Origin of the sequence: Pseudomonas sp. CFBP 8758, assembly GCF_014841725.1 — a bacterium.
Lineage (GTDB): Bacteria > Pseudomonadota > Gammaproteobacteria > Pseudomonadales > Pseudomonadaceae > Aquipseudomonas > Aquipseudomonas baltica.
The window spans coordinates 213,842-236,118 of record NZ_JACYUK010000007.1; the positions used below are offsets into that span (position 1 = coordinate 213,842).

Sequence of the window (22,277 nt, forward strand, 5' to 3'; positions counted from 1 at the left end):
TCAGGCCAGCGTCAGAGTGCCCGCAACAGCAGGCGCAGGCCCAGCAGGGCGAGGAAATGCAGGGGGTAGATGGCGTACGCCCAACGGCGCATGGGGACAACTGCCTGGTGTATCCCGACGCGCAGCACCAGCAGGCCCAGCCCTGGTGCCAGCAGACAGGCAACGATGCCGCCGATTGCCGGCCAGTAGAAGTGCCGCGCGGATTCGAACAGGTTGGCCCAGGCGTTGGCGGCCAGGCACAGCACGCCCAGGGGCAACGCCCAGTACAGCGGGCGCTGCCAGGCCAGGACAAATCCCAATGGCAGCAGCACGCCCGCCAGACCGAACATCAGCTGGTGGTCGAACAACGCCGCCACGGCACCCACCGCGCAGCCAAGTGCGGCCATGGCGGGTTGTCGACGTTGCTGCCAGGCCTTGGCCACGATCAAGCCCAGAGCGAGGGTGGGCAGCACGTTGAGAGTGTCGGCCGGGTAGACGAACAGGCGGTAGGGGATTTCCGACAGAGCGGCGAAGCTCAGCAACCAGGCCAGGTAGCGGCCGCCCAGGGCAGCCTCAGGGCGGCGCGTCAGGTTGGCGGCAATCGCCAGGCAGAACCAGGGGAAAGCCAGGCGGCCCGGCACGTAGAGGAAGTCCAGCGACCAGCCGACATAGCGCAGGTGGTCGAGGACCATGCACAGCATGGCCAGCCATTTGAGCAGATCCAGTGCGTGATGTCGGATCATCCGAGAAAAAGCTCCAGTTTTTGGGTTGTCATACCGGCCTCTTCGCGGCCACAGACCGCTCCCACGCGAGCCTCACACAGCGCAGGAGCTGGCCGCATGGACGACACGTTTCCCGTAGGAGCGGCCAGTGGCCGCGAAGAGGCCCGCCTAGACGACACATCTTTCACAGTTGGTTTACAGTGCCCGCATACCTAACACCAAGGACCCGCCCATGAACGACCAAACCCAACAGTTCGCCAGCGACAATTATTCGGGCATCTGCTCCGAAGCCTGGGCGGCCATGGAGCAGGCCAACCAGGGCCATCAGCGCGCCTATGGCGACGATCAATGGACCGCACGCGCCGCCGATGAATTCCGCCGCCTGTTCGAAACCGACTGTGAAGTGTTTTTCGCCTTCAACGGCACTGCGGCCAACTCCCTGGCCCTGTCGTCGCTGTGCCAGAGCTACCACAGCGTCATCTGCTCGGAAACCGCGCACGTCGAAACCGATGAGTGCGGTGCCCCGGAATTCTTCTCCAACGGTTCCAAACTGCTGACAGCGCGCACCGAGCTGGGCAAGCTGACCCCTCAGGCCATTCGCGAAGTCGCGCTCAAGCGCCAGGACATCCACTACCCCAAGCCTCGCGTGGTCACCCTGACCCAGGCCACCGAATTGGGCAGCGTGTACCGCCCCGAAGAACTCAAGGCCATCAGCGCCACCTGCAAGGAACTGAACCTGAACCTGCACATGGACGGCGCGCGCTTTGCCAACGCCTGTGCGTTTCTGGGCTGTACACCGGCCGAGCTGACGTGGAAAGCGGGAGTGGATGTGTTGTGCTTCGGCGGCACCAAGAACGGCATGGCCGTGGGCGAGGCCATTCTGTTCTTCAACCACCGGCTGGCCGAAGATTTCGACTATCGCTGCAAGCAGGCGGGGCAGCTGGCGTCGAAGATGCGTTTCCTGTCGGCGCCTTGGGTAGGGTTGCTGGAGAACGATGCCTGGCTCAAGCATGCCGGACACGCCAACCATTGCGCGCAACTGCTCAAGGCGTTGGTCGAGGGTATACCGGGGGTGGAGTTGATGTTTCCAGTAGAGGCCAACGGGGTGTTTCTGCAGATGCCGGAACCGGCCCTGGAAGCCCTGCGCGCCAAGGGCTGGCGCTTCTACACCTTCATCGGCAGCGGCGGCGCCCGCTTCATGTGCTCATGGGACACGGAGGAAGCCCGCGTGCGCGAGCTCGCCCGCGACATTCAGGCCGTAATGGCCGCCTGAGCACCGGGTCGTCCCGTTCGCGGCCACGGACCGCTCCTACATCTCGCTCATGCCACCGCAGTTCCACCGTAGGAGCGGTCATCGGCCGCGAAGGGTGCGCCGCGGTATGGCTGAACACCCCGCGGTGCGCTTTTCGCGGCCGATGACCGCTCCTAGCTCACCACCGCCCAGCCTGACTCAGACTTCCAGGTAATCCAGGATCCCTTCGGCAGCGTTGCGGCCTTCGAAGATGGCGGTCACCACCAGGTCCGAACCGCGGACCATGTCGCCGCCGGCGAAGATCTTCGGGTTGCTGGTCTGGTGCTTGAACCGACCTTGCTCCGGCGCCACCACGCGGCCCTGGCTGTCGGTCTGGATGCTGTGGTCCTGGAACCACGCCGCCGGGCTTGGGCGGAAACCGAAAGCGATGACCACGGCATCGGCCGGGATGATCTCCTCGGAACCCGGAATCGGCTCGGGGCTGCGACGGCCACGGGCATCGGGTTCGCCCAGACGGGTTTCGACCACCTTCACCCCTTCGACCTTGTCTTCACCGACGATGGCGATCGGCTGGCGGTTGTAGAGGAATCTGACCCCCTCTTCCTTGGCGTTCTTCACCTCTTTGCGCGAGCCCGGCATGTTCGCCTCGTCACGCCGATAGGCACAGGTCACCGCCTTGGCACCCTGGCGAATGGAGGTACGGTTGCAGTCCATGGCCGTATCGCCACCGCCCAGTACCACGACCTTCTTGCCCTTCATGTCGACGAAATCTTCCGGCGACTTTTCGAAGCCCAGGTTGCGGTTGACGTTGGCGATCAGGAAATCCAGGGCATCGTGCACGCCAGGCAGGTCTTCACCGGGGAAGCCGCCCTTCATGTAGGTGTAGGTGCCCATGCCCATGAACACCGCATCGTATTCTTCCAGCAACTGCTCGACGCTGATGTCCTTGCCCACCTCGGTGTTCAGGCGGAACTCGATGCCCATGCCGGTGAAGACTTCGCGCCGATTGCTCAACACGCTCTTCTCCAGCTTGAACTCGGGGATACCGAAGGTCAGCAGACCGCCGATTTCCGGGTTCTTGTCGAACACCACCGGAGTCACGCCACCGCGCACCAGCACATCGGCGCAGCCCAGACCGGCCGGGCCGGCGCCGATGATGGCGACGCGCTTGCCGGTCGGCTTGACCTTGGACATGTCCGGGCGCCAGCCCATGGCGAACGCGGTGTCGGTGATGTACTTCTCCACCGAACCGATGGTCACCGCGCCGAAGCCGTCATTGAGGGTGCAGGCACCCTCGCACAGACGATCCTGCGGGCACACCCGGCCGCACACTTCAGGCAGGGTGTTGGTCTGGTGCGACAGCTCGGCGGCGGCGAGGATGTTGCCCTCGGCCACCAGTTTCAACCAGTTGGGAATGAAGTTGTGCACCGGGCACTTCCACTCGCAGTACGGGTTGCCACAGCCCAGGCAGCGGTGGGCCTGGTCGGCCGACTGCGCGGGTTTGAAGGGCTCGTAGATCTCCACGAACTCTTTCTTGCGTTGACGCAACAGTTTCTTCTTCGGATCTTTGCGCCCGACCTCGATGAACTGGAAGTCATTACTCAGACGTTCAGCCATTGTTAAAACCTCATCAAACTGTTCAGGCGCATATCACTGCGGGTTGGCACGGGTGCTGGACAGCAGCGATTTCAGGTTGGCGGCCTTGGGCTTGACCAACCAGAAGCGACGCAGATAGTCGTCCAGGTTTTCCCAAAGGTTGCGGCCCCATTCGCTGTCGGTTTCGGCGACGTATTCGGCCAGCACGCGCTCCAGGTGAGTACGGTAGGCCTCCATGGCTTCGCCACTGATGCGCTGGATTTCCACCAGCTCGTGGTTGACCCGGTCGACGAAGCTGTTGTCCTGGTCGAGCACGTAGGCGAAACCGCCGGTCATGCCCGAACCGAAGTTGTAGCCGGTCTTGCCGAGCACGCAGACGAAACCGCCGGTCATGTATTCGCAGCAGTGATCGCCCGTGCCTTCCACGACCGTGTGGGCACCGGAGTTGCGCACCGCGAAACGCTCGCCTGCGGTACCGGCGGCGAACAGCTTGCCGCCGGTGGCGCCGTACAGACAGGTATTGCCGATGATGGCACTGTCCTGGGTCTTGAACGGGCTGCCCTTGGGCGGCACGATCACCAGCTTGCCAGCGGTCATGCCCTTGCCGACGTAGTCGTTGGCATCGCCCTCCAGGTACATGTTCAAGCCACCGGCATTCCAGACGCCAAAGCTCTGGCCCGCAGTGCCCTTGAAACGGAAGGTCAGCGGATTGGCGTTCATGCCCTGGTTGCCATGCAGCTTGGCGATTTCCCCGGAGATGCGCGCGCCGATGGAGCGGTCGCAGTTGCAGATGTCCATCGCGTATTCGCCACCGGTCTTGCCCTGAATCGCCGGCAAGGCCATTTCCACCATCTTCTCGGCCAGCAGGCCCTTGTCGAACGGCGGGTTGCGCTCCACCTGGCAGAACTGCGGCTTGTCGGCTGGAATATGGTCGCTGCCCAACAAGGGGGTCAGGTCCAGGTGCTGCTGCTTGGCGGTTTCACCCGGCAGCATTTCCAGCAGATCGGTGCGCCCGATCAGCTCGCCCAGGCTGCGCACGCCCAGCTTGGCCAGCCACTCGCGGGTTTCCTCGGCCACGTAGGTGAAGAAGTTGATCACCATGTCGACCGTGCCGATGTAGTGATCCTTGCGCAGCTTCTCGTTCTGCGTGGCCACGCCGGTGGCGCAGTTGTTCAGGTGGCAGATGCGCAGGTATTTGCAGCCCAGGGCAATCATTGGCGCGGTGCCGAAGCCGAAGCTCTCGGCACCCAGGATCGCCGCCTTGATCACGTCCAGGCCGGTCTTCAGGCCGCCGTCGGTCTGTACCCGCACCTTGCCGCGCAGGTCGTTGCCGCGCAGGGTCTGGTGGGTTTCGGCCAGGCCCAGTTCCCACGGTGCACCGGCATACTTGATCGAGCTCAGCGGCGATGCACCGGTGCCACCGTCGTAGCCGGAAATGGTGATCAGGTCGGCATAGGCCTTGGCCACGCCGGCGGCGATAGTGCCCACACCTGCCTCGGCCACCAGTTTGACCGACACCAGCGCGGCCGGGTTGACCTGCTTGAGGTCGAAGATCAGCTGCGACAAGTCCTCGATGGAGTAGATGTCGTGGTGCGGCGGCGGCGAGATCAGCGTCACGCCAGGCACGGCATAGCGCAGCTTGGCGATCAGGCCGTTGACCTTGCCGCCGGGCAGCTGGCCGCCCTCGCCGGGCTTGGCGCCCTGGGCCACCTTGATCTGCAGCACTTCGGCGTTGACCAGGTACTCGGGGGTGACCCCGAAGCGGCCGGTCGCGATCTGCTTGATCTTCGAACTGCGCACGGTGCCGTAGCGCGAAGGGTCTTCGCCGCCTTCACCGGAGTTGGAACGCGCACCCAGGCGGTTCATTGCCTCGGCCAGCGCTTCGTGGGCTTCGGGCGACAACGCACCCAGGGAAATGCCCGCCGAGTCGAAACGCTTGAGAATCGCTTCCAGCGGTTCGATCTGGTCCATGCCCAGCGGCTCGTCGAGCGTCTTGACCTTGAGCAGGTCGCGGATCATCGACACCGGACGGTTGTCGACGATCGCGGTGTATTCCTTGAACTTGCTGTAGTCGCCCTGCTGCACGGCGGCCTGCAGGGTGTTGACCACGTCCGGGTTGTAGGCGTGGTACTCGCCGCCGTACACGAACTTCAGCAGACCGCCTTGCTGGATCGGCTTGCGCGGGCTCCAGGCCTCGGCGGCAAGGGCTTTCTGCTCGGCTTCCAGGTCGACGAAGCGCGCGCCCTTGATGCGGCTCGGCACACCGCGGAAGCTCAGCTCGCAGACTTCCTCGGACAGACCGATGGCCTCGAACAGCTGGGCGCCGCGGTACGACGCCACGGTGGAGATGCCCATCTTCGAGAGAATCTTGAGCAAACCCTTGGTGATGCCCTTGCGGTAGTTCTTGAACACCTCGTAGAGGTCGCCCAACACTTCACCGGTGCGGATCAGGTCGCCCAGCACTTCATAGGCCAGGAACGGATAGACCGCCGAAGCGCCAAAGCCGATCAGCACGGCGAAGTGATGCGGATCGCGGGCGGTAGCGGTTTCCACAAGGATGTTGCTGTCGCAGCGCAGGCCTTTCTCGGTCAGGCGATGGTGCACCGCACCGGTGGCCAGCGACGCATGCACCGGCAGCTTGCCCGCAGCGATGTTGCGGTCACTGAGCACCAGCAAGGTACGTCCGGCGCGCACCGCCTCTTCGGCCTGATCGGCGATGTTGCGCACGGCGGCTTCAAGGCCCATGGCTTCATCGTAGTTCAGCTCGATGACCTGCCGATCGAACCCCGGCCGATCCAGGTTCATCAGCGAGCGCCACTTGGCGGGCGAGATGACCGGCGAGCTGAGGATCACCCGCGAAGCATGCTCCGGGGACTCCTGGAAGATGTTGCGCTCGGCACCCAGGCAGATTTCCAGGGACATCACGATCGCTTCGCGCAGCGGGTCGATCGGCGGGTTGGTCACCTGCGCGAACTGCTGGCGGAAATAGTCGTAAGGCGTGCGCACGCGACGCGACAGAACCGCCATCGGCGTGTCGTCGCCCATCGAACCCACAGCTTCCTGGCCCTGTTCACCCAGTGGGCGCAACACCTGGTCGCGCTCCTCGAAGGTCACCTGGTACATCTTCATGTACTGCTTGAGCTGGTCGCTGCTGTAGAAGGCCGAACCGTGGTCGTTGTCTTCCATGGTCGACTGGATGCGCAGCGCACTCTTGCGCAGCCACTGCTTGTAAGGGTGGCGCGACTTCAGGCGGTTGTCGATGTCATCGGTGTGCAGCACCTGGCCGGTTTCGGTGTCGACCGCCAGGATCTGGCCCGGGCCCACACGCCCCTTGGCGATGACGTCCTCGGGCTGGTAGTTCCACACGCCGATTTCCGAGGCCAAGGTGATGTAGCCATTCTTGGTGGTGACCCAGCGCGCCGGACGCAGGCCGTTGCGGTCGAGCAGGCACACGGCATGGCGGCCGTCGGTCATGACCACGCCGGCCGGTCCATCCCAGGGCTCCATGTGCATCGAGTTGTATTCGTAGAACGCCCGCAGGTCCGGGTCCATGGTCTCGACGTTCTGCCAGGCCGGCGGAATCAGCATGCGCACGCCACGGAACAGATCGATACCACCGGTGACCATCAGTTCGAGCATGTTGTCCATGCTCGAAGAGTCGGAACCCACGCGGTTGACCAGCGGGCCGAGCTCTTCCAAATCCGGGATCAGATCGTTGGCGAACTTGGCGCGACGGGCCAGCGCCCAGTTGCGGTTGCCGGTGATGGTGTTGATCTCGCCGTTGTGGGCGAGAAAGCGGAATGGCTGGGCCAGCGGCCATTTCGGCAGGGTATTGGTGGAGAAGCGCTGGTGGAACACGCAGATGGCGGTCTGCAGACGCTCGTCGGACAGGTCTGGATAGAAGGCCGTGAGATCGGCCGGCATCATCAGGCCTTTGTAGATGATGGTCTTGTGCGAAAAACTGCAGATGTAGTGATCGGTGTCGGCGGCATTGGCCACGGAGGACCGGCGGCGGGCACTGAACAACTTGATCGCGAACTGCTGATCGCTCAGGCCTTCGCCCCCGACGAACACTTGCTGGATTTTTGGCAGGCGCTCAAGGGCCAGGCGGCCCAGCACGCTGGTGTCGATCGGTACGTCGCGCCAGCCGACCAACTGCAGGCCGGCAGCCTCGATTTCGCGGTTCATGTTTTCGCGGGCCGCTTGGGCGCGTACCGGGTCTTGATTGAAGAAGACCATGCCCACGGCATATTGCTTGGGCAGTTCGTTGCCGAAGTGCTGTTGGGCGATGGCACGCAGAAACAGGTCGGGCTTCTGGATCAGCAAGCCGCACCCGTCGCCGGTCTTGCCATCGGCGTTGATCCCACCGCGGTGGGTCATGCAGGTCAGGGCCTCGATGGCCGTTTGCAACAGGTTATGGCTGGGCTCACCCGACATATGGGCAATCAGGCCAAAACCGCAGTTATCCTTGAATTCATCCGGACGATACAGACCTGTTTTCATAGACACATTCTCACCAGGCTGCCTCTTGTTCGAGGCAATTTCTTTTCGATTCAACTAGTTACCACACGCGCCGAACGTTCGCCGGCTTTGCGGGGGCAAAAGGGAGGTCATTGTACACAGCGCTACGGGTGGTCACAAATTCAGCGACGAAATCAATAACTCATTTGTCGCAAATGTGAACGTTTCCAGCAGGCTAGTGTGATAGCGACTTGAGCTGGATTCTGAATCCCGCAGCCTGACAGTGCAAGCCCGCATGCCTGCAGGGCCCGTGCTTGAGCCTTTCAGAGCAAACCAGGGAACAGGGACGGCGAAGCCTGCCTCGCAGTGCGGGGCAGGCTCGGGATTCAGATGACGCCGGAGGGTGGGGCGGCGGGGATAGGGTGCCGCCCGACAATCAGCGAGCTGTCGCGAGGTCCTGTTGGACGCTGGCGACAGTGCGTGGCCAAGGTTTACCAGCCTGGACCTTGGCTGGCAAGTTCTTGATGGCGGCAACGGCGGCATCACGGCTGGCGAAGCTGCCATAGGTGATCACGTAGAGCGGTTTGCCTTGCAGGGTTTTCTTGAAGTAGCGGAACTCGCCACCCTGCTCCTTGACGTAGGCCTGCGCAGCGCCTTCGTTGCTGGTCCCCAGAATCTGCACCACATAATTGCTTGGCGACTGCCCGGCATACCAACTGCCGCCGGCGGCAGCTTTGCCGGCCGCTGCAGGGGCCGCCGGAGCTGGCTTGGCCGCCACGGTGGGCGCAGGCGCAGGCTTGACGGCTGTGGTCGGCGCAGGTTTGGTGGTTGCTGGCGGAGCTGTCTGACGCGCAGGCGCTGGGCTCGGCGCGACCGCTGCAGGCGAACCTGCCGGCACACCGGCTGGCGGTGCGATGGTGGTCACGGTAGGCGGCTGCGGCGACGTATTCACCGCGTCGCCCGTCTCTTCTCCGTCGCCCATGCCGGTGGACTCTGCCAGCGGGCCACGCATGACCGGCTGCTGTCCATTCATCGGCAACGACTGGGAGCTGCCATTGAATTCGACCGATGGATTGCCGTTGTTGGATTGAGCGGCACTTGGCTGCCCCTGCCCCATCGGCAACTGGGCCTGTTCTGTCGTGCTCGGTGCCTTGCCGTCGCGGCTGGGGATCAGCCAGGCGGCAGCCACAGCGACGACGACAACGGCGGAAATCGCCAATACGTGTTTCTTAGGCATCTTAAACCCCATAGCAGGACGCTTCACCGACGAGCGGCTAGCGATCATGGCCTCGATCAGCGCGTCACGAGCAACCTGGTTGATGGCTCCTGGCCAACCATCCGAGTTCTCGTGAATGTCGGCGATCTGATCATTGGTGAGCAACTGGATTCCCTTACCGGCACCCTCCAGACGCAGCGCCAGGTATTCGCGGGTTTCCTCGAGGCTGTACGGTTGCAGCTCGATCACGTGGAACAATTCCTGCCCGGCGCTGAACTGCTCCAGGCCCGCGATCAATGAAGGCTCGCCGAACAGGAACACATGTGGGCGCCCGTCCGCGGTGCCCGCCGCCAACGCCAGCAGGGCTTCGAGTGCGGATTCGTCGAGTTGTTCCGCGTCGTCCACCAGCAGGTAGACTTCCTGCCCGGTCAGCCCCAGCTGGACGATCTGCGCCAGCAGGGCCGGCACTTCCAGAGTATTGAGGTTGAGCGATTGGGCGACCTGGGTCAGCACGCTGGCGGCATCGCCGGCCCCGCGCGCCGACACCACGATGCTTTGCACCGACTGCTTGTTGGTACTGGCGACCAAAGCCTGGCGCAGCAGGGTCTTGCCACTGCCATGCGGGCCGGTAACCACCAGCAACAGCTGGCTATAGCGCGCCAGATGGTGCAATTGGCCCAGCACCGGCTTGCGCTGGGCCGGGAAGAATTTGAAGCCAGGCACCCTTGCGGCGAAGGGGTCATGATCCAATTGGTAGTGGCCGAGAAAGGCCTCATCGGCATGCAGACTTGTCATCGAACTCTCGTAGAACAAAGGTGGATCGTTGATGGGTTGCTGGAAACACGTCCTGCTGGAACAGGCTCCACTAGGCTTCCAGCCCGGCGACGATGGCGCGGTAATCCGCTTCCAGGGTCGCCTGAAGCACATCGTGCGGGTAGTCGGCGGTGATCACTGCTTCGCCGATGCTGCGCAGCAGCACCAGGCGCAGACTGCCATCCAGCACTTTCTTGTCGATTGCCATGTGCTCGAGGAAATCGGTCGGCGTCATTTCCGCCGGCGGCACCACCGGCAGGCCGGCGCGCTGCAGCAGACGAATGCCGCGATCCCGCTCGGCCTGGGTGATCCAGCCAAGGCGCATGGACATCTCCAGCGCCATCACCGTACCGGCCCCCACGGCCTCACCGTGAAGCCACACACCATACCCCATATGGGTCTCGATGGCGTGGCCGAAAGTATGCCCCAGGTTCAGCGTGGCGCGCACACCGGACTCGCGTTCGTCCGCACCCACCACTCGTGCCTTGGCCTCGCAGGAACGGGCAATGGCCAGCGTGAGGGCCGCCTGATCGAGCGCCCGGAGGGCATCGACGTTATCTTCCAGCCAGCCCAGGAACGGTTCGTCGCAGATGAATCCGTACTTGATCACCTCCGCCAGCCCCGCCGACAGCTCGCGCGGCGGCAAGGTGGCCAGGGTGGTGGTGTCGATCACCACCGCCTGCGGCTGATAGAACGCACCGACCATGTTCTTGCCCAGCGGATGGTTGATGCCGGTCTTGCCGCCCACCGACGAGTCGACCTGGGACAGCAGCGTGGTCGGCACCTGGATGAAATCGACACCGCGCTGGTAGCAGGCAGCAGCGAACCCGGCCATGTCACCAATGACACCGCCGCCCAAGGCAATGACCGTAACGCGCCGATCCAGCCGTGCCGTGAGCATGGCATCGAAAATGGTCTGCAGGGTTTCCCAGTTCTTGAACGCTTCGCCGTCCGGAAGCACCACGGGCACCACCGAATAGGCGCCCAGGGTCTGGGTCAGGCGATCCAGGTAGAGCGGCGCTACCGTGGCGTTGGAGATGACCGCCACCTTTCGCCCGGCGATGTGCGGGGCCAGCAACCCAGCCTGATCTAGCAGCCCTTCGCCAATGTAGATCGGATAGCTGCGTTCGCCGAGGTCAACCTTGAGTGTCTGCATGTGTCCCCACTATTGTTCTGTAAATCGAATGCCGTCAAACGGCGCCCTGCGCCGGTAGCGGATGGCCGCGCGTACGGCCGCCTTCAGCGCGGCGGCAGGCGTTGCAGGCGTTCGAGGATATCGAGGACCACCATGCGCGGTGGGCGCTCGTCGGTCTGCACCACCAGGTCGGCGATCTCGCGGTACAGCGGATCGCGGATTGCCAGCAAGGCCCGCAGCGTGGCCTCCGGGTTGGCGGTGCGCAATAGAGGCCGATTGCGATCGCGTGCCGTGCGACCGACTTGCTGTTCGACCGAGGCGTGCAGGTAGACCACGCGCCCGCCGGCGTGCAATGCCTGGCGGTTTTCATCACGCATGACCGCGCCACCGCCGGTAGCCAGCACCAGGCCGTCGAACTCGCACAGTTCGGCCAGCATGGCCTGCTCGCGGTCGCGAAAGCCGACCTCGCCTTCCTGATCGAAGATCCACGGGATATTCGCTCCGGTACGGGTCTCGATTTCCTTGTCGGAATCCTTGAACGGCAACCGAAGCTCTTTGGCCAGCAAACGGCCAATGGTGCTCTTGCCTGCACCCATTGGCCCAACAAGTATCAAATTTCGCACAGAATCAACGACTCACAGCAATCGCCTGGTTATTCATGATACGCGGTGTCAAGAATACCAGCAGCTCGGATTTGGCTTCCGACACGACATCCCGACGGAAAAGGCGCCCAACATACGGCACGTCGCCCAAAAAGGGCACCTTGTCCACGGTTTTACTTTGCGTGTTGGAGAAAACCCCACCGATGACGATGGTCTCGCCGTCGTTGACCAGCACCTTGGCGTTGACCTCGTTCTTGCTGATCGGCGGTACACCCAGCACCGCGTTCAGGTAGTCGGGCTCATCCTTGGTGACCTTCACTTCCATGATGATGCGGCTGTCCGGGGTTATCTGCGGCGTCACCTCGAGTGACAGCGAAGCCTCCTTGAACGACACCGTGGTGGCGCCGCTGGAGCTGGCCTCCTGGTACGGCACCTCGGTGCCCTTGAGGATCTTCGCGGTTTCCTTGTCCGAGGTCACCACCTTGGGCTGGGAGACGATCTCGCCATTGCCGGTGCTTTCCATGGCACTGAGCTCGAGGTCCAGCAGGACGTTGTTGGTCACGAAGCCCAGGCCGATGCCAGAGGTCGCATCGGCGGCCCCCAGGTCGATGAAGGGCGTGTTGCTGCCGACGTCGGCGCCGGTGTTGCCGGCTTCGTCGCCATTGTTGTCCAGGCCGTAGGCCGTCCAGTTGTTCTTGCCCCTCAGGTTGGTCGAACCGCCCCAACGCACGCCCAGCGCCTTGTTGTAGCCGACGTTGGCTTCGACGATGCGCGCCTCGATCATCACCTGACGCACCGGAATATCCAGCTGGGTGACGATGCGACGCAGTTCGTCGAGGCGATCCTGGGTCTGGTAGGCAATGATGTTGTTGGTGCGTTCGTCGACGGTGATCGAGCCACGCTCGGTCTCGACGTTCTCGCCACGGGTCACCGACTGGAACAGCTTGGCGATGTCGGCAGCCTTGGCATAGTTGACCTGCATCAACTCGCGGCGCAGCGGCGCCAGCTCCTGGATCTGCCGCTGCGACTCCAGCTCCTGGCGCTCGCGGGCGGCAATCTCGTCGGCCGGGGCCACCAGCAGCACGTTGCCGACCTTGCGTTTGTCCAGGCCCTTAGTCTTGAGCACCAGGTCCAGCGCCTGGTCCCAGGGAACGTTCTGCAGGCGCAGGGTGATGCCACCCTGCACCGTGTCACTGGCCACCAGGTTGAGGTTGGTAAAATCGGCGATCAGCTGCAGCACCGAACGCACGTCGATGTCCTGGAAGTTCAGCGAGAGCTTCTCGCCGGTATAGACATTGCGCTCGACATTGCGCCGCGCGACGTCCTCGTTGGTCAGCGGCCGCACACTGATGGTCAGGCGGTTTTCGGTCTGGTACGAAGAGTAGTCGAAGCTGCCGCTGGGCTCGATGGTCACGGTCGCGCCAGTGGCGCCGACCGAGGAGTTGACGAACTGCACCGGGGTCGCGAAATCCTTCACGTCCAAACGCACGCGCAACGGATCGGGCAGCTGGGTCTTGGCGAAAGTGAGCAGGATCTTGCCGCCCTGCTCCTGGATATCGGGGCTGATGGTCGGGTCGCTCAGGTCGATGATGACATTGCCCTCACCCAGCTCGCCGCGCTGGAAATCGACGTTGCGAATGGCCCGGCCGGCGGGCACCGCCGCCCGCGCAGGAGCAGGCACGGCTGCGGGTCGCGGGGCGGGCCGAGCGGCCGTCGGAGCCGGTATCGCCGTGCCCTGCAGGGCCGCGGCACCCTCGCCCACCAGCACGAACAGGTCGTTGCCCTGCACGCGGGTGCTGTAGGGCGCCAGCTTGGTCAGGTTGACGATGATCCGCGTGCGGTCGGTGGCCTCCACCACCACCACACTGCGGGCATTGCCCACGCCCAGGTCGCGACTGCGGGCGCCCAGTTGACTGGTCACACCCGGCAGGTCGAGGGCGATCCGGGCCGGTTGCTCGGTGGTATAGCCGCGTGGCGCCGTGACCGGGCCGTCGAACGAAAGCTTGAGCTCGACGCGATCACCGGGCAGGGAAGCAACGTCGAGCGTCTTCAAGTTCGCGGCCATGACGATCGGTGAAAGCATCGCTATCCCTAGCGAAATACCGAAGGCTGAGAGAATCCTGTTCATTTTCGAGTTCCACTAGACATGCTTGACCCAAGCCCTTTACGAGCGCTCTTTGAGCGGGATGGTGCGAGGCCGCTCCAACCAACCACCATCCCCATCGGGAACGATTTCAACGACATCGACCTGGGCATCGCTGATGGCGATGATCCGCCCGTCGTTGCGACCCAGGTAATCGCCTACCTTCAGGCGGTGCACGCCACCGGCGCCGCGCATCAGGGCAAAGCGGCCACCGGCATTGCCCAGGGTGCCGACCATTTCGAAATCCTCGATGTTGAAACCCTCCAGGAATTGCTTGACCCGCGTGGTGTCGGGCTTGATGAGCCGGGAGCCCTTCTGTCTGTTCACCAGTTCGATCTTCATCGGTGGCTGGAACGGACTGCGCAACGACGCAGCCTCGTAACTGAACGCCTGATAGGGCGCAAAGCGCGGTATCGGTTCGATCTTGCCCTTGGGCCTGGCCTTGACCTCGGCCATGAATGCGTCGAGGTCGGCGAAATCGCCGTTGCCACCGCAACCTGCCAGCACCAGCATGCACGCGGCCAGGCCTGCAACGAATACTGCTTTCATTTCGCTTGCCCCTGTGTCGGTGCCGCGTCCGCGCCAGGCAGGCCTTGATCGTTGTAGCGGTAGGTCTTGGCCAGGATACTCATGCGCAGCTGGCTGTTGCTGGCCTTCGGATCCACGGGTTTCACTTCGAAATCGTGCAGGGTGACGATCCGTGGCAGGCTGGCCACGCCACTGACGAAGGTGGCCAGGTCGTGGTAGGTGCCGGTCACGCTGATCTGTATCGGCAGCTCGATATAAAACTGCTGGGTCACCTCAGGCAACAATTTTATTTCTTCGAACTCCAACCCCGAACCCAGACCGGTACGCGTGATGTCCTCGAGCAGGCCCGGCACTTCGGTGTCGCTGGGCAGCTGGCGCAGCATCGCGCCGAACGACGTTTCCATTTCCTGCATCTGTTCGGTGTAGGTCTCCAGGTTCGCCGCCTGGAAGGCCTTGGTGGAGAACTGCTCCTTGAGCGCAGTTTCCTGATCGGCCTGCTGCTGCAATTGCGCTTCGAGGTCCGAGATGTGGAAGTTGTAGCCCAGGCCGAGAATGAGCGCCATCAGCAACACGCCGGCAATCACCTTGACCGCGGTGGGCCACGAACCGATGTTGTTCAGGTCAAGCTCGCTGAGCTCGACCTTGCGCAGGCTGTCCATCCAGCTCGAAGGGTTCATTTGTCGTCCCCTTCGGCCTGGACCGGAGCGGTCTGGCGCACGGTCAGCTGGAAACTGTTGGCGCCGTTGACGTCGGCACTGGTGTTGGCCTTGACTTCGTTGAGGGCGGGCGCTTCCAGCCAGGGCGAAGCGTCGAGGTTGCGCAACAGGTCGGACACGCGGTTGTTGGTCTCGGCGGCGCCGGCAATGGCAATGCTCTTGTCGGTCATTTTCACGTCGGTGAAGTACACGCCGTCGGGCAGCGTGCGCGCCATCTGGTCGAAGATGCGTCCGATGATCGGGCGGTTGCCCTGCAGGTCCTGGATGGTTTTCATGCGCTCGAGCAATTGCTTGCGCCGCGCCTTGAGCTCACTGATCGACTTGATGCGCTGATCGAGCAGGACGATCTCGGACTGCAGGTGGGCATTGCGCGCCGTCTGGGTGTCGATGGCATTGCCGATGAATCGGTCCGCCAGAAAAATGACCGCGATGGCGCCGACCAGCACGCCGGCCATGGCAATCAGGAATTGTCGCTTGCGCTCTTCTCGCAGCTGCTCGCGCCACGGCAGCAGGTTGATCCTTGCCATCTAGTCGAAGCTCCTCAGCGCCAGGCCACAGGCGATCATCAAGGCCGGTGCATCGCTGGCCAGCGCACCGGCGTTGACCTTGCTGCTCAGGGCCATGTCGGCGAACGGGTTGGCCACCAGGGTCGGGGTGCCCAGGCGTTGCTGGATCAGCCGATCCAGGCCGGAAATCGAAGCGGTGCCACCGGCGAGCATGATGTAGTCGACATCGTTGAACTGGCCGGCGGCAAAGAAAAACTGCAGCGAGCGCGACACCTGCTGTACCACGGCATCCTTGAACGGTTGCAGCACTTCGGCCACATAGTCGTCGGGCAGCCCGCCCTGCTTCTTGGCCAGGCCGGCTTCCTCGTTGGACAGGCCGTAGCGACGCTGGATTTCCTCGGTCAGCTGGCGCCCACCGAACAACTGCTCGCGGGTATAGATGATGCGGCCGTTGTGCAGCACGCTGAGGGTGGTCATGGTCGCGCCGATGTCCACCACGGCCACGGTCAGGGCCTGGTTGCCACCGGCCAGCTGCGCGGTGAGCAGGCCAAAGGCACGCTCAAGCGCATACGCCTCGACATCCACCACCTTGGCGCTCAACCCGGCCAGGGCCAGGGCAGCCTCGCGGACCTCGACGTTTTCCTTGCGGCAGGCAGCCAGCAATACCTCGACCCGCTCGGGGTTGCGCGCTGAATAGCCCTGCACTTCGAAGTCGATGGCGACTTCTTCGAGGGGGTAGGGAATGTACTGGTCGGCCTCGACCTTGAGTTGGGTTTCCAGCTCGTCGTCCGACAGGCCGGCGTCCATCTCGATGGTCTTGGTGATCACCGCCGAACCGGCCACGGCCACCGCGACGATGCGGGTACCGGTGCGCGCCTTGACCAGCACGCGGCTCAGGGCATGGCCGACGCCTTCGAGTTCGGCAATGTTCTTCTCGACCACGGCATTGGCCGGCAACGGTTCCACGGCATACGACTCGACCCGGAAACGGTTGCCCGTGCGGCTCAGCTCGAGCAATTTGACCGACGTGGAGCTGATGTCGATGCCCAATAGCGAATGTGCTTTCTTGCTGAAGAGTCCACGCACAACCGATTCCCTATTACTATCCGCGACTTACGGACCCTTTGTCGTACGAGGCATTTAATAGCAGTCTTGACAGAAGCGCAAATGACGCTCCGGGTCGAAAAATGCTTATAATGCCCAGCGTTTTTTCCACGTACCGCGTGCTGCGCTTAACCCATTCTTTTATCTGGAAATCCAAAAGCCTTGATACGCCTGCTGAAGTTTTTCTGGTGGTCTTTCCTCGCCGTCGTCTGCGGGCTGTTGCTCGTGCTCAGCGGGGCATTTCTGTATCTCAGCCCCAGCTTGCCGTCTGTCGACGCCCTGCGCAGCGTCGAGCTGCAGATCCCCCTGCGGGTCTTCAGCAGCGACGGAAAACTGATCGCCGAGTTCGGCGAGATGCGCCGCTCGCCGATCAAGTTCGCCGAGATTCCGCCACATTTCATCCAAGCCCTGTTGTCCGCAGAAGACGACAATTTCGAAAACCATTACGGCGTCGACCCCAGCAGCCTCATGCGCGCCGCCTCGCAGCTGGTGCGCAGCGGTCATATCCAGACCGGCGGCAGTACCATCACCATGCAGGTCGCCAAGAACTATTTCTTGACGTCCGAACGCAGTTTTTCACGCAAAATCACTGAAATCCTCCTTGCCTTGCAAATCGAGCGCCAACTTACCAAGGATGAGATTCTCGAGCTGTACGTGAACAAGATCTACCTGGGCAACCGGGCCTACGGGATCGAAGCCGCCGCACAGGTGTATTACGGCAAGTCGATCCGCGACGTAAGCCTGGCGCAGATGGCGATGATCGCCGGCCTGCCCAAGGCGCCTTCGCGCTTCAACCCGCTGGCCAACCCGGTACGCAGCAAGGAGCGTCGCGACTGGATCCTGGGGCGCATGTTCCGCCTGGGCAAGATCGACGAAGCCAGCTACAACGCTGCCGTCGGCGAGCCGCTCAACGCCAGCTATCACGTGCCCACGCCGGAAGTCAGCGCGCCGTGGATCGCCGAAATGGCCCGTGCCGAAATGGTCGGTCGCTACGGCAGCGAGGCCTATACACAGGGCTTCAACGTCACCACCACGGTGCCGAGCAATCTGCAGGAAGACGCCAACCACGCCATCAGCTCCGGGCTGATCGCCTACGATCAACGCCATGGCTATCGCGGTCCGGAAGCTCGCCTGCCCGGCAAGACGCCGCGCGAGTGGGCCCAGGAACTGACTCGCCAGCGTCCGCTGAACGGCCTGGAGCCTGCCATCGTCACCAAGGTCGACAAGACGGGCATCGTCGTGCTCACCCGCGACGACAAGCAGGAGTCGATCGCCTGGGACAGCATGAAATGGGCGCGCCCCTTCATGAACACCAACAGTGTCGGGCGCACGCCTGCTCAGCCGTCGGACGTTGCGCAGGTAGGCGATCTGATCCGCGTACAGCGTCAAGACGATGACACCTTGAAGTTCAGCCAGGTACCGACGGTGCAGAGCGCGCTGGTGTCGCTGGACCCGCGCACCGGCGCCATCCGTGCCTTGGTCGGTGGTTTCTCGTTCGAACAGAGCAACTACAATCGTGCGATGCAGGCCAAGCGCCAGCCCGGCTCGAGCTTCAAGCCGTTCATCTATAGCGCGGCACTGGACAAGGGCTACACGCCCGCCAGCCTGGTCAACGACGCCCCCATCGTGTTCGTCGACGAGTCGGTGGACAAGGTCTGGCGCCCCAAGAACGACACCAATACCTTTCTGGGCCCGATCCGTTTGCGTGAAGCGCTGTACAAGTCGCGCAACCTGGTATCGATCCGCGTGCTGCAGAGCCTGGGTGTAGACAGCACCATCGACTACATCAGCAAGTTCGGCTTCAACAAGCAGGACCTGCCCCGCAACCTGTCGCTGGCACTGGGCACCGCCACCCTGACACCAATGGAAATTGCCACGGGCTGGAGCGTGTTCGCCAATGGCGGCTACAAGGTTTCACCGTACCTGATCGAGCGTATCGACAGCCGCAACGGCGAGACTCTGTTCCGCGCCAATCCGCCGACGGTACCGGCCGACGACATCGCCGCCGCCACGCCCCAGGCCGCACCGGCCAGCGCGACCACGGTATCGGCCCCCATCGCGGTGGACGCCACCTTGACGCCAGGCGCCGCCCCGGCCCCGGTGATTGCCGAGCGGATCATCGACGGGCGCACCGCGTTCATCCTCACCAGCATGCTCGAGGACGTCATCAAGAAGGGCACCGGGCGCCGCGCCATGGCCCTGGGTCGCACCGACCTGGCCGGCAAGACGGGCACTACCAACGACTCGAAGGATGCCTGGTTCTCGGGCTACAACGCCGACTACATGACCACTGTCTGGTCGGGCTTCGACCAGCCTGAAACCCTGGGCCGGCACGAGTTTGGCGGCACCGTTTCACTGCCGATCTGGATGACCTACATGGCCGCCGCGCTCAAGGACAAGCCGGCTCATGTGCAGCCCGAGCCCGACGGCATCCTCAGCCTGCGGGTAGACCCGATCAGCGGCCGCGCGGCCGCACCGGGCACGCCGGGCGCCTACTTCGAGCTGTTCAAGAGCGAAGACACACCGCCTTCCAACAGCGAGTTTGGTGGCGGCAGCGCACCTGGCAGCCCGCTCCCGGCAGACGAATCGGCGCCGATCGACCTGTTCTGATACCAGACCGCGTCGATCCCTTCGCGGCCACTGGCCGCTCCTACACGGTTTGTGGACATCCGTAGGAGCGGTCAGTGGCAGCGAAGGCGCCAGATCGTGCACACCCGTAGGAGCGGCCAGTGGCCGCGAAAGCGTCAGATCGTGCACACCCGTAGGAGCGGTCAGTGGCCGCGAAGGCGTCACTCGGATCACAAAAAAAGCCCCGACTCTCGCGAGCCGGGGCTTTTTCATGGCGCTTCCAAAGGCTTAGCCGTTGAACACGTCATCCACGCTCTGCAGCGGGTAATGCTTGGGGTACGGCAGGGTGGCCACACCGGTCTCGATCGCAGCCTTGGCCACGGCGTCGGAGATCAGGGTGATCAGGCGTGGGTCCATCGGCTTGGGAATGATGTACTCGCGACCGAATTCCAGCGAGATACCGCCGTAGGCGTCGCAGACTTCCTGGGGCACGGGCAGCTTGGCCAGTTCACGCAGGGCGTTGGCGGCGGCGATCTTCATTTCTTCGTTGATACGCTTGGCGCGAACGTCCAGGGCACCACGGAAGATGAACGGGAAGCCCAGCACGTTGTTGACCTGGTTCGGGTAGTCGGAACGACCGGTGGCCATGATCACGTCGTCGCGGGTGGCATGCGCCAGTTCCGGTGAGATCTCCGGATCGGGGTTGGAGCAGGCGAACACGATCGGATTGGCGGCCATCGACTTCAAGCCTTCGGCGCTCAGCAGGTTGGGGCCCGACAGACCGACGAACACATCGGCGCCCTGCAGGGCATCGGCCAGGGTGCGCTTCTCGGTGGTGTGGGCGAAGACCGCCTTGTACTGGTTCAGGTCGTCGCGGCCGGCGTGGATGACGCCCGTGCGGTCGATCATGAAGATGTTCTCGATGCGAGCGCCCATGCTGACCAGCAGCTTCATGCACGAGATGGCGGCGGCGCCCGCGCCCAGGCAGACGATCTTGGCGTCTTCCAGGGTCTTGCCGGCGATTTCCAGCGCGTTGATCATGCCGGCTGCGGTGACGATCGCGGTACCGTGCTGGTCATCGTGGAACACCGGAATGTCGCACTGCTCGATCAGCGCGCGTTCGATTTCAAAGCACTCGGGCGCCTTGATGTCTTCCAGGTTGATGCCACCGAAGGTGATCGAGATACGCTTGACGGTGTCGATGAAGGCCTGCGGGCTTTCCGAGTCGACTTCGATGTCGAAGACGTCGATGCCGGCGAAACGCTTGAACAGAACGCCCTTGCCTTCCATGACCGGCTTGGAAGCCAGCGGGCCGAGGTTGCCCAGGCCCAAAATGGCGGTGCCGTCGGAGATGACCGCTACCAGGTTACCCTTGCCGGTGTACTTGTAGGCCAGCTCGGGATCGCGACCGATTTCGCGAACGGGCTCGGCTACACCGGGGCTGTAGGCCAGCGACAGGTCGCGGGCGGTTGCAGTGGGCTTGGTGAGTTCGACGCTCAGTTTGCCTGGGCGTGGATGGGCATGGTACTCGAGAGCGGCAGTTTTCAAATCTGACATTGGGGGCGTTCCGCTTTTACGTTGGTCTGACGAGACCCGCGAGGATACGCAAGATGCCTACACCCGACAAGACTACCCGGTCACATGCGTCAAGGCCCCTGGCCTACGACTTTCGGCGGGTACCGACAGGGCCGTCGAGGGCCTGCGAGGCAGCCCATGCACAGGCGCCTCTGGCCGGTTCACGGCTGTATCTGCACCATCTGCGGGGTGCTCACCGGCAACATCCAGCGCAACTGCCCGGCAGCCCGATTGCCGCGCCGATTGCGATCCAGCACCCAGCCGCGGGCCTCGACCTTTTGGCCTTTCAGGGCATCGAGCCAGCCTTCGGGGAACAGCGCGAACACCTTGGGCGCGACGTGCAGGACCACCGAGTCGTCCAGTTCGATCCAGGCCCCGGCGCGGTTGCGTTCGACCTTGCTGACCCGCCCGCCGAGCAGGGCGAAGCCGGCACGCTCCACCTGCGCGGCGGCGATGGCCGGCGATTGACGCCACAGCCCCAGCCCGGCCTTTCGAGCGGCGTGCTCGGCCTGCTGCTGGCAGGCCACCTGCTCGACATTGGGCGCCACCGCGACCTGCAGGGCCAGTCCTTCGGCCAGCAATTGCGCCTCGAAGTTCAGCCCACCGCGGCCATAGACATGGGCCAGGGTGCGCTGGTAGCGATCCTGGCTCTCGCGGCCCAACTGCAGGCCGACCAGGCCGTCGCTGTCATCGACCAGCGCCTGCAATCGGCGCCGCGCGGCCACGGCGTAGGGCTCGTCGCCGCGCCCCTGGCGACCGATCTCAGGCGCATTGATACCGATCAGGCGGACGCTGCGGCCATCCTGCAGGCGCAGGGTATCGCCGTCGATGACCTGGCGGACCTGGGCGGTGCCCAGCCCGCTCGGAGCCGGGCAGAAGGCCTCGGCCTGAGCGGCGCCAAGCCAGAAAACGCCCACAAAAAAGGCGCCCGCAAGGGGCGCCTTCTTCAACAGCGAGAGCAAATCAATCAAGCTTTCTTGGCGCCGAAGCCGCCGAAACGCTGCTTGAAACGGTCAACACGACCGCCAACGTCCAGGGTCTTCTGCTTGCCAGTGTAGAACGGGTGGCATTCGGAGCAGACGTCGAGGCTCAGTGGCTTGGCCAGAGTCGAACGGGTCTTGATGACGTTACCGCAGCTGCAGGTAGCGTCGATGGCTTCGTATACTGGATGGATATCGGCTTTCATGGTGACTTCCTCAGGCTGCGTGCCGCCACCCGACACCATTGTCGAGTACCGCACGTAATTAGGCCGCGTATATTAACAGAACAGGACGAACACGCAAGGTGTCGCTCGCACCGGCCGTCGTCTGCTAGTCTGCGCACCTCGAACCCCGTGCGAGCGGCAACCAGCCGCGACCCGT

The 22,277-nt window shown here is 63.4% G+C and carries 16 protein-coding genes; 2 read left to right on the forward strand and 14 right to left on the reverse strand.

From position 1 onward, the window contains the following. Positions 1-11 precede the first annotated feature (11 nt). Positions 12-722: a TraX family protein gene (locus tag IFT75_RS16950; RefSeq protein WP_192055821.1), complete on the reverse strand. Its 711-nt coding sequence runs from the start codon at positions 720-722 to the stop codon at positions 12-14. A gap of 211 nt (positions 723-933) precedes the next feature. On the opposite strand from IFT75_RS16950, the gene IFT75_RS16955 reads away from it, so the two are divergent. Further along, positions 934-1,974 carry a threonine aldolase family protein gene (locus IFT75_RS16955; protein WP_192055822.1) on the forward strand — a complete coding sequence of 347 codons (1,041 nt, stop codon included), beginning with the start codon at positions 934-936 and terminating at the stop codon, positions 1,972-1,974. Positions 1,975-2,151: 177 nt separating this feature from the next. On the opposite strand, the gene IFT75_RS16960 is transcribed toward IFT75_RS16955, so the two are convergent. From IFT75_RS16960 to IFT75_RS17005, 10 genes are all read right to left on the reverse strand, one after another. After that, positions 2,152-3,570, reverse strand: a complete 1,419-nt coding sequence (locus tag IFT75_RS16960) for an FAD-dependent oxidoreductase (protein ID WP_122714560.1) — start codon at positions 3,568-3,570, stop codon at positions 2,152-2,154. Positions 3,571-3,603: 33 nt separating this feature from the next. Next, positions 3,604-8,052, reverse strand: a complete 4,449-nt coding sequence (gltB, locus tag IFT75_RS16965) for a glutamate synthase large subunit (RefSeq protein ID WP_185794942.1) — start codon at positions 8,050-8,052, stop codon at positions 3,604-3,606. 394 nt (positions 8,053-8,446) lie between these two features. Beyond that, on the reverse strand, positions 8,447-10,021 hold the full coding sequence (locus IFT75_RS16970) for an SPOR domain-containing protein (protein WP_122480664.1): 1,575 nt from the start codon (positions 10,019-10,021) through the stop codon (positions 8,447-8,449). A gap of 70 nt (positions 10,022-10,091) precedes the next feature. Next, the gene (aroB, locus tag IFT75_RS16975; protein WP_185794941.1) at positions 10,092-11,195 is read right to left on the reverse strand and encodes a 3-dehydroquinate synthase; all 1,104 of its coding nucleotides are present in this window, start codon (positions 11,193-11,195) and stop codon (positions 10,092-10,094) included. Between the two features lie 83 nt (positions 11,196-11,278). Next, entirely contained in the window at positions 11,279-11,797 is a 519-nt protein-coding gene (gene aroK / locus IFT75_RS16980; RefSeq protein ID WP_185794940.1) for a shikimate kinase AroK, read from the reverse strand. A 4-nt stretch (positions 11,798-11,801) separates the two neighbouring features. Further along, complete coding sequence (gene pilQ, locus IFT75_RS16985) at positions 11,802-13,904, reverse strand: type IV pilus secretin PilQ (protein ID WP_185794939.1); 2,103 nt, start codon at positions 13,902-13,904, stop codon at positions 11,802-11,804. A gap of 36 nt (positions 13,905-13,940) precedes the next feature. Continuing rightward, positions 13,941-14,468, reverse strand: a complete 528-nt coding sequence (pilP, locus tag IFT75_RS16990; protein ID WP_192055824.1) for a type 4a pilus biogenesis lipoprotein PilP — start codon at positions 14,466-14,468, stop codon at positions 13,941-13,943. After that, entirely contained in the window at positions 14,465-15,124 is a 660-nt protein-coding gene (gene pilO, locus IFT75_RS16995) for a type 4a pilus biogenesis protein PilO (RefSeq protein WP_122480444.1), read from the reverse strand. The genes pilP and pilO overlap by 4 nt, the downstream gene beginning before the upstream one ends. Continuing rightward, positions 15,121-15,690 carry a PilN domain-containing protein gene (locus IFT75_RS17000; RefSeq protein ID WP_122480445.1) on the reverse strand — a complete coding sequence of 190 codons (570 nt, stop codon included), beginning with the start codon at positions 15,688-15,690 and terminating at the stop codon, positions 15,121-15,123. Before IFT75_RS17000 ends, pilO begins: the two co-directional genes overlap by 4 nt. Next, positions 15,691-16,755 (reverse strand): pilus assembly protein PilM, encoded by a 1,065-nt coding sequence (locus IFT75_RS17005; RefSeq protein WP_122480446.1) that lies wholly within the window; start codon positions 16,753-16,755, stop codon positions 15,691-15,693. Between the two features lie 183 nt (positions 16,756-16,938). On the opposite strand from IFT75_RS17005, the gene IFT75_RS17010 reads away from it, so the two are divergent. Further along, positions 16,939-19,383: a penicillin-binding protein 1A gene (locus IFT75_RS17010; protein WP_425312023.1), complete on the forward strand. Its 2,445-nt coding sequence runs from the start codon at positions 16,939-16,941 to the stop codon at positions 19,381-19,383. Between the two features lie 246 nt (positions 19,384-19,629). Here the strand turns inward: IFT75_RS17010 and IFT75_RS17015 are convergent, their stop codons facing one another. From IFT75_RS17015 to rpmE, 3 genes are all read right to left on the reverse strand, one after another. Continuing rightward, a complete protein-coding gene (locus tag IFT75_RS17015) occupies positions 19,630-20,898 on the reverse strand; it encodes a malic enzyme-like NAD(P)-binding protein (protein ID WP_122714552.1) in 1,269 nt (422 codons plus the stop codon). Positions 20,899-21,077: 179 nt separating this feature from the next. Continuing rightward, on the reverse strand, positions 21,078-21,833 hold the full coding sequence (locus tag IFT75_RS17020) for a thermonuclease family protein (protein WP_342214385.1): 756 nt from the start codon (positions 21,831-21,833) through the stop codon (positions 21,078-21,080). 50 nt (positions 21,834-21,883) lie between these two features. Further along, positions 21,884-22,102: a 50S ribosomal protein L31 gene (rpmE, locus tag IFT75_RS17025; protein WP_043193699.1), complete on the reverse strand. Its 219-nt coding sequence runs from the start codon at positions 22,100-22,102 to the stop codon at positions 21,884-21,886. Between the last annotated feature and the right edge of the window lie 175 nt (positions 22,103-22,277).

Excerpts from the sequence above, each read along its gene's own strand:
- IFT75_RS16950 (WP_192055821.1), bottom strand. The coding sequence starts at position 722 with ATGATCCGACATCACGCACTGGATCTGCTCAAATGGCTGGCCATGCTG.
- IFT75_RS16955 (WP_192055822.1), top strand. The coding sequence starts at position 934 with ATGAACGACCAAACCCAACAGTTCGCCAGCGACAATTATTCGGGCATC.
- IFT75_RS16960 (WP_122714560.1), bottom strand. The coding sequence starts at position 3,570 with ATGGCTGAACGTCTGAGTAATGACTTCCAGTTCATCGAGGTCGGGCGC.
- gltB (WP_185794942.1), bottom strand. The coding sequence starts at position 8,052 with ATGAAAACAGGTCTGTATCGTCCGGATGAATTCAAGGATAACTGCGGT.
- IFT75_RS16970 (WP_122480664.1), bottom strand. The coding sequence starts at position 10,021 with ATGACAAGTCTGCATGCCGATGAGGCCTTTCTCGGCCACTACCAATTG.
- aroB (WP_185794941.1), bottom strand. The coding sequence starts at position 11,195 with ATGCAGACACTCAAGGTTGACCTCGGCGAACGCAGCTATCCGATCTAC.
- pilQ (WP_185794939.1), bottom strand. The coding sequence starts at position 13,904 with ATGAACAGGATTCTCTCAGCCTTCGGTATTTCGCTAGGGATAGCGATG.
- pilP (WP_192055824.1), bottom strand. The coding sequence starts at position 14,468 with ATGAAAGCAGTATTCGTTGCAGGCCTGGCCGCGTGCATGCTGGTGCTG.
- pilO (WP_122480444.1), bottom strand. The coding sequence starts at position 15,124 with ATGAACCCTTCGAGCTGGATGGACAGCCTGCGCAAGGTCGAGCTCAGC.
- IFT75_RS17000 (WP_122480445.1), bottom strand. The coding sequence starts at position 15,690 with ATGGCAAGGATCAACCTGCTGCCGTGGCGCGAGCAGCTGCGAGAAGAG.
- IFT75_RS17015 (WP_122714552.1), bottom strand. The coding sequence starts at position 20,898 with ATGTCAGATTTGAAAACTGCCGCTCTCGAGTACCATGCCCATCCACGC.
- rpmE (WP_043193699.1), bottom strand. The coding sequence starts at position 22,102 with ATGAAAGCCGATATCCATCCAGTATACGAAGCCATCGACGCTACCTGC.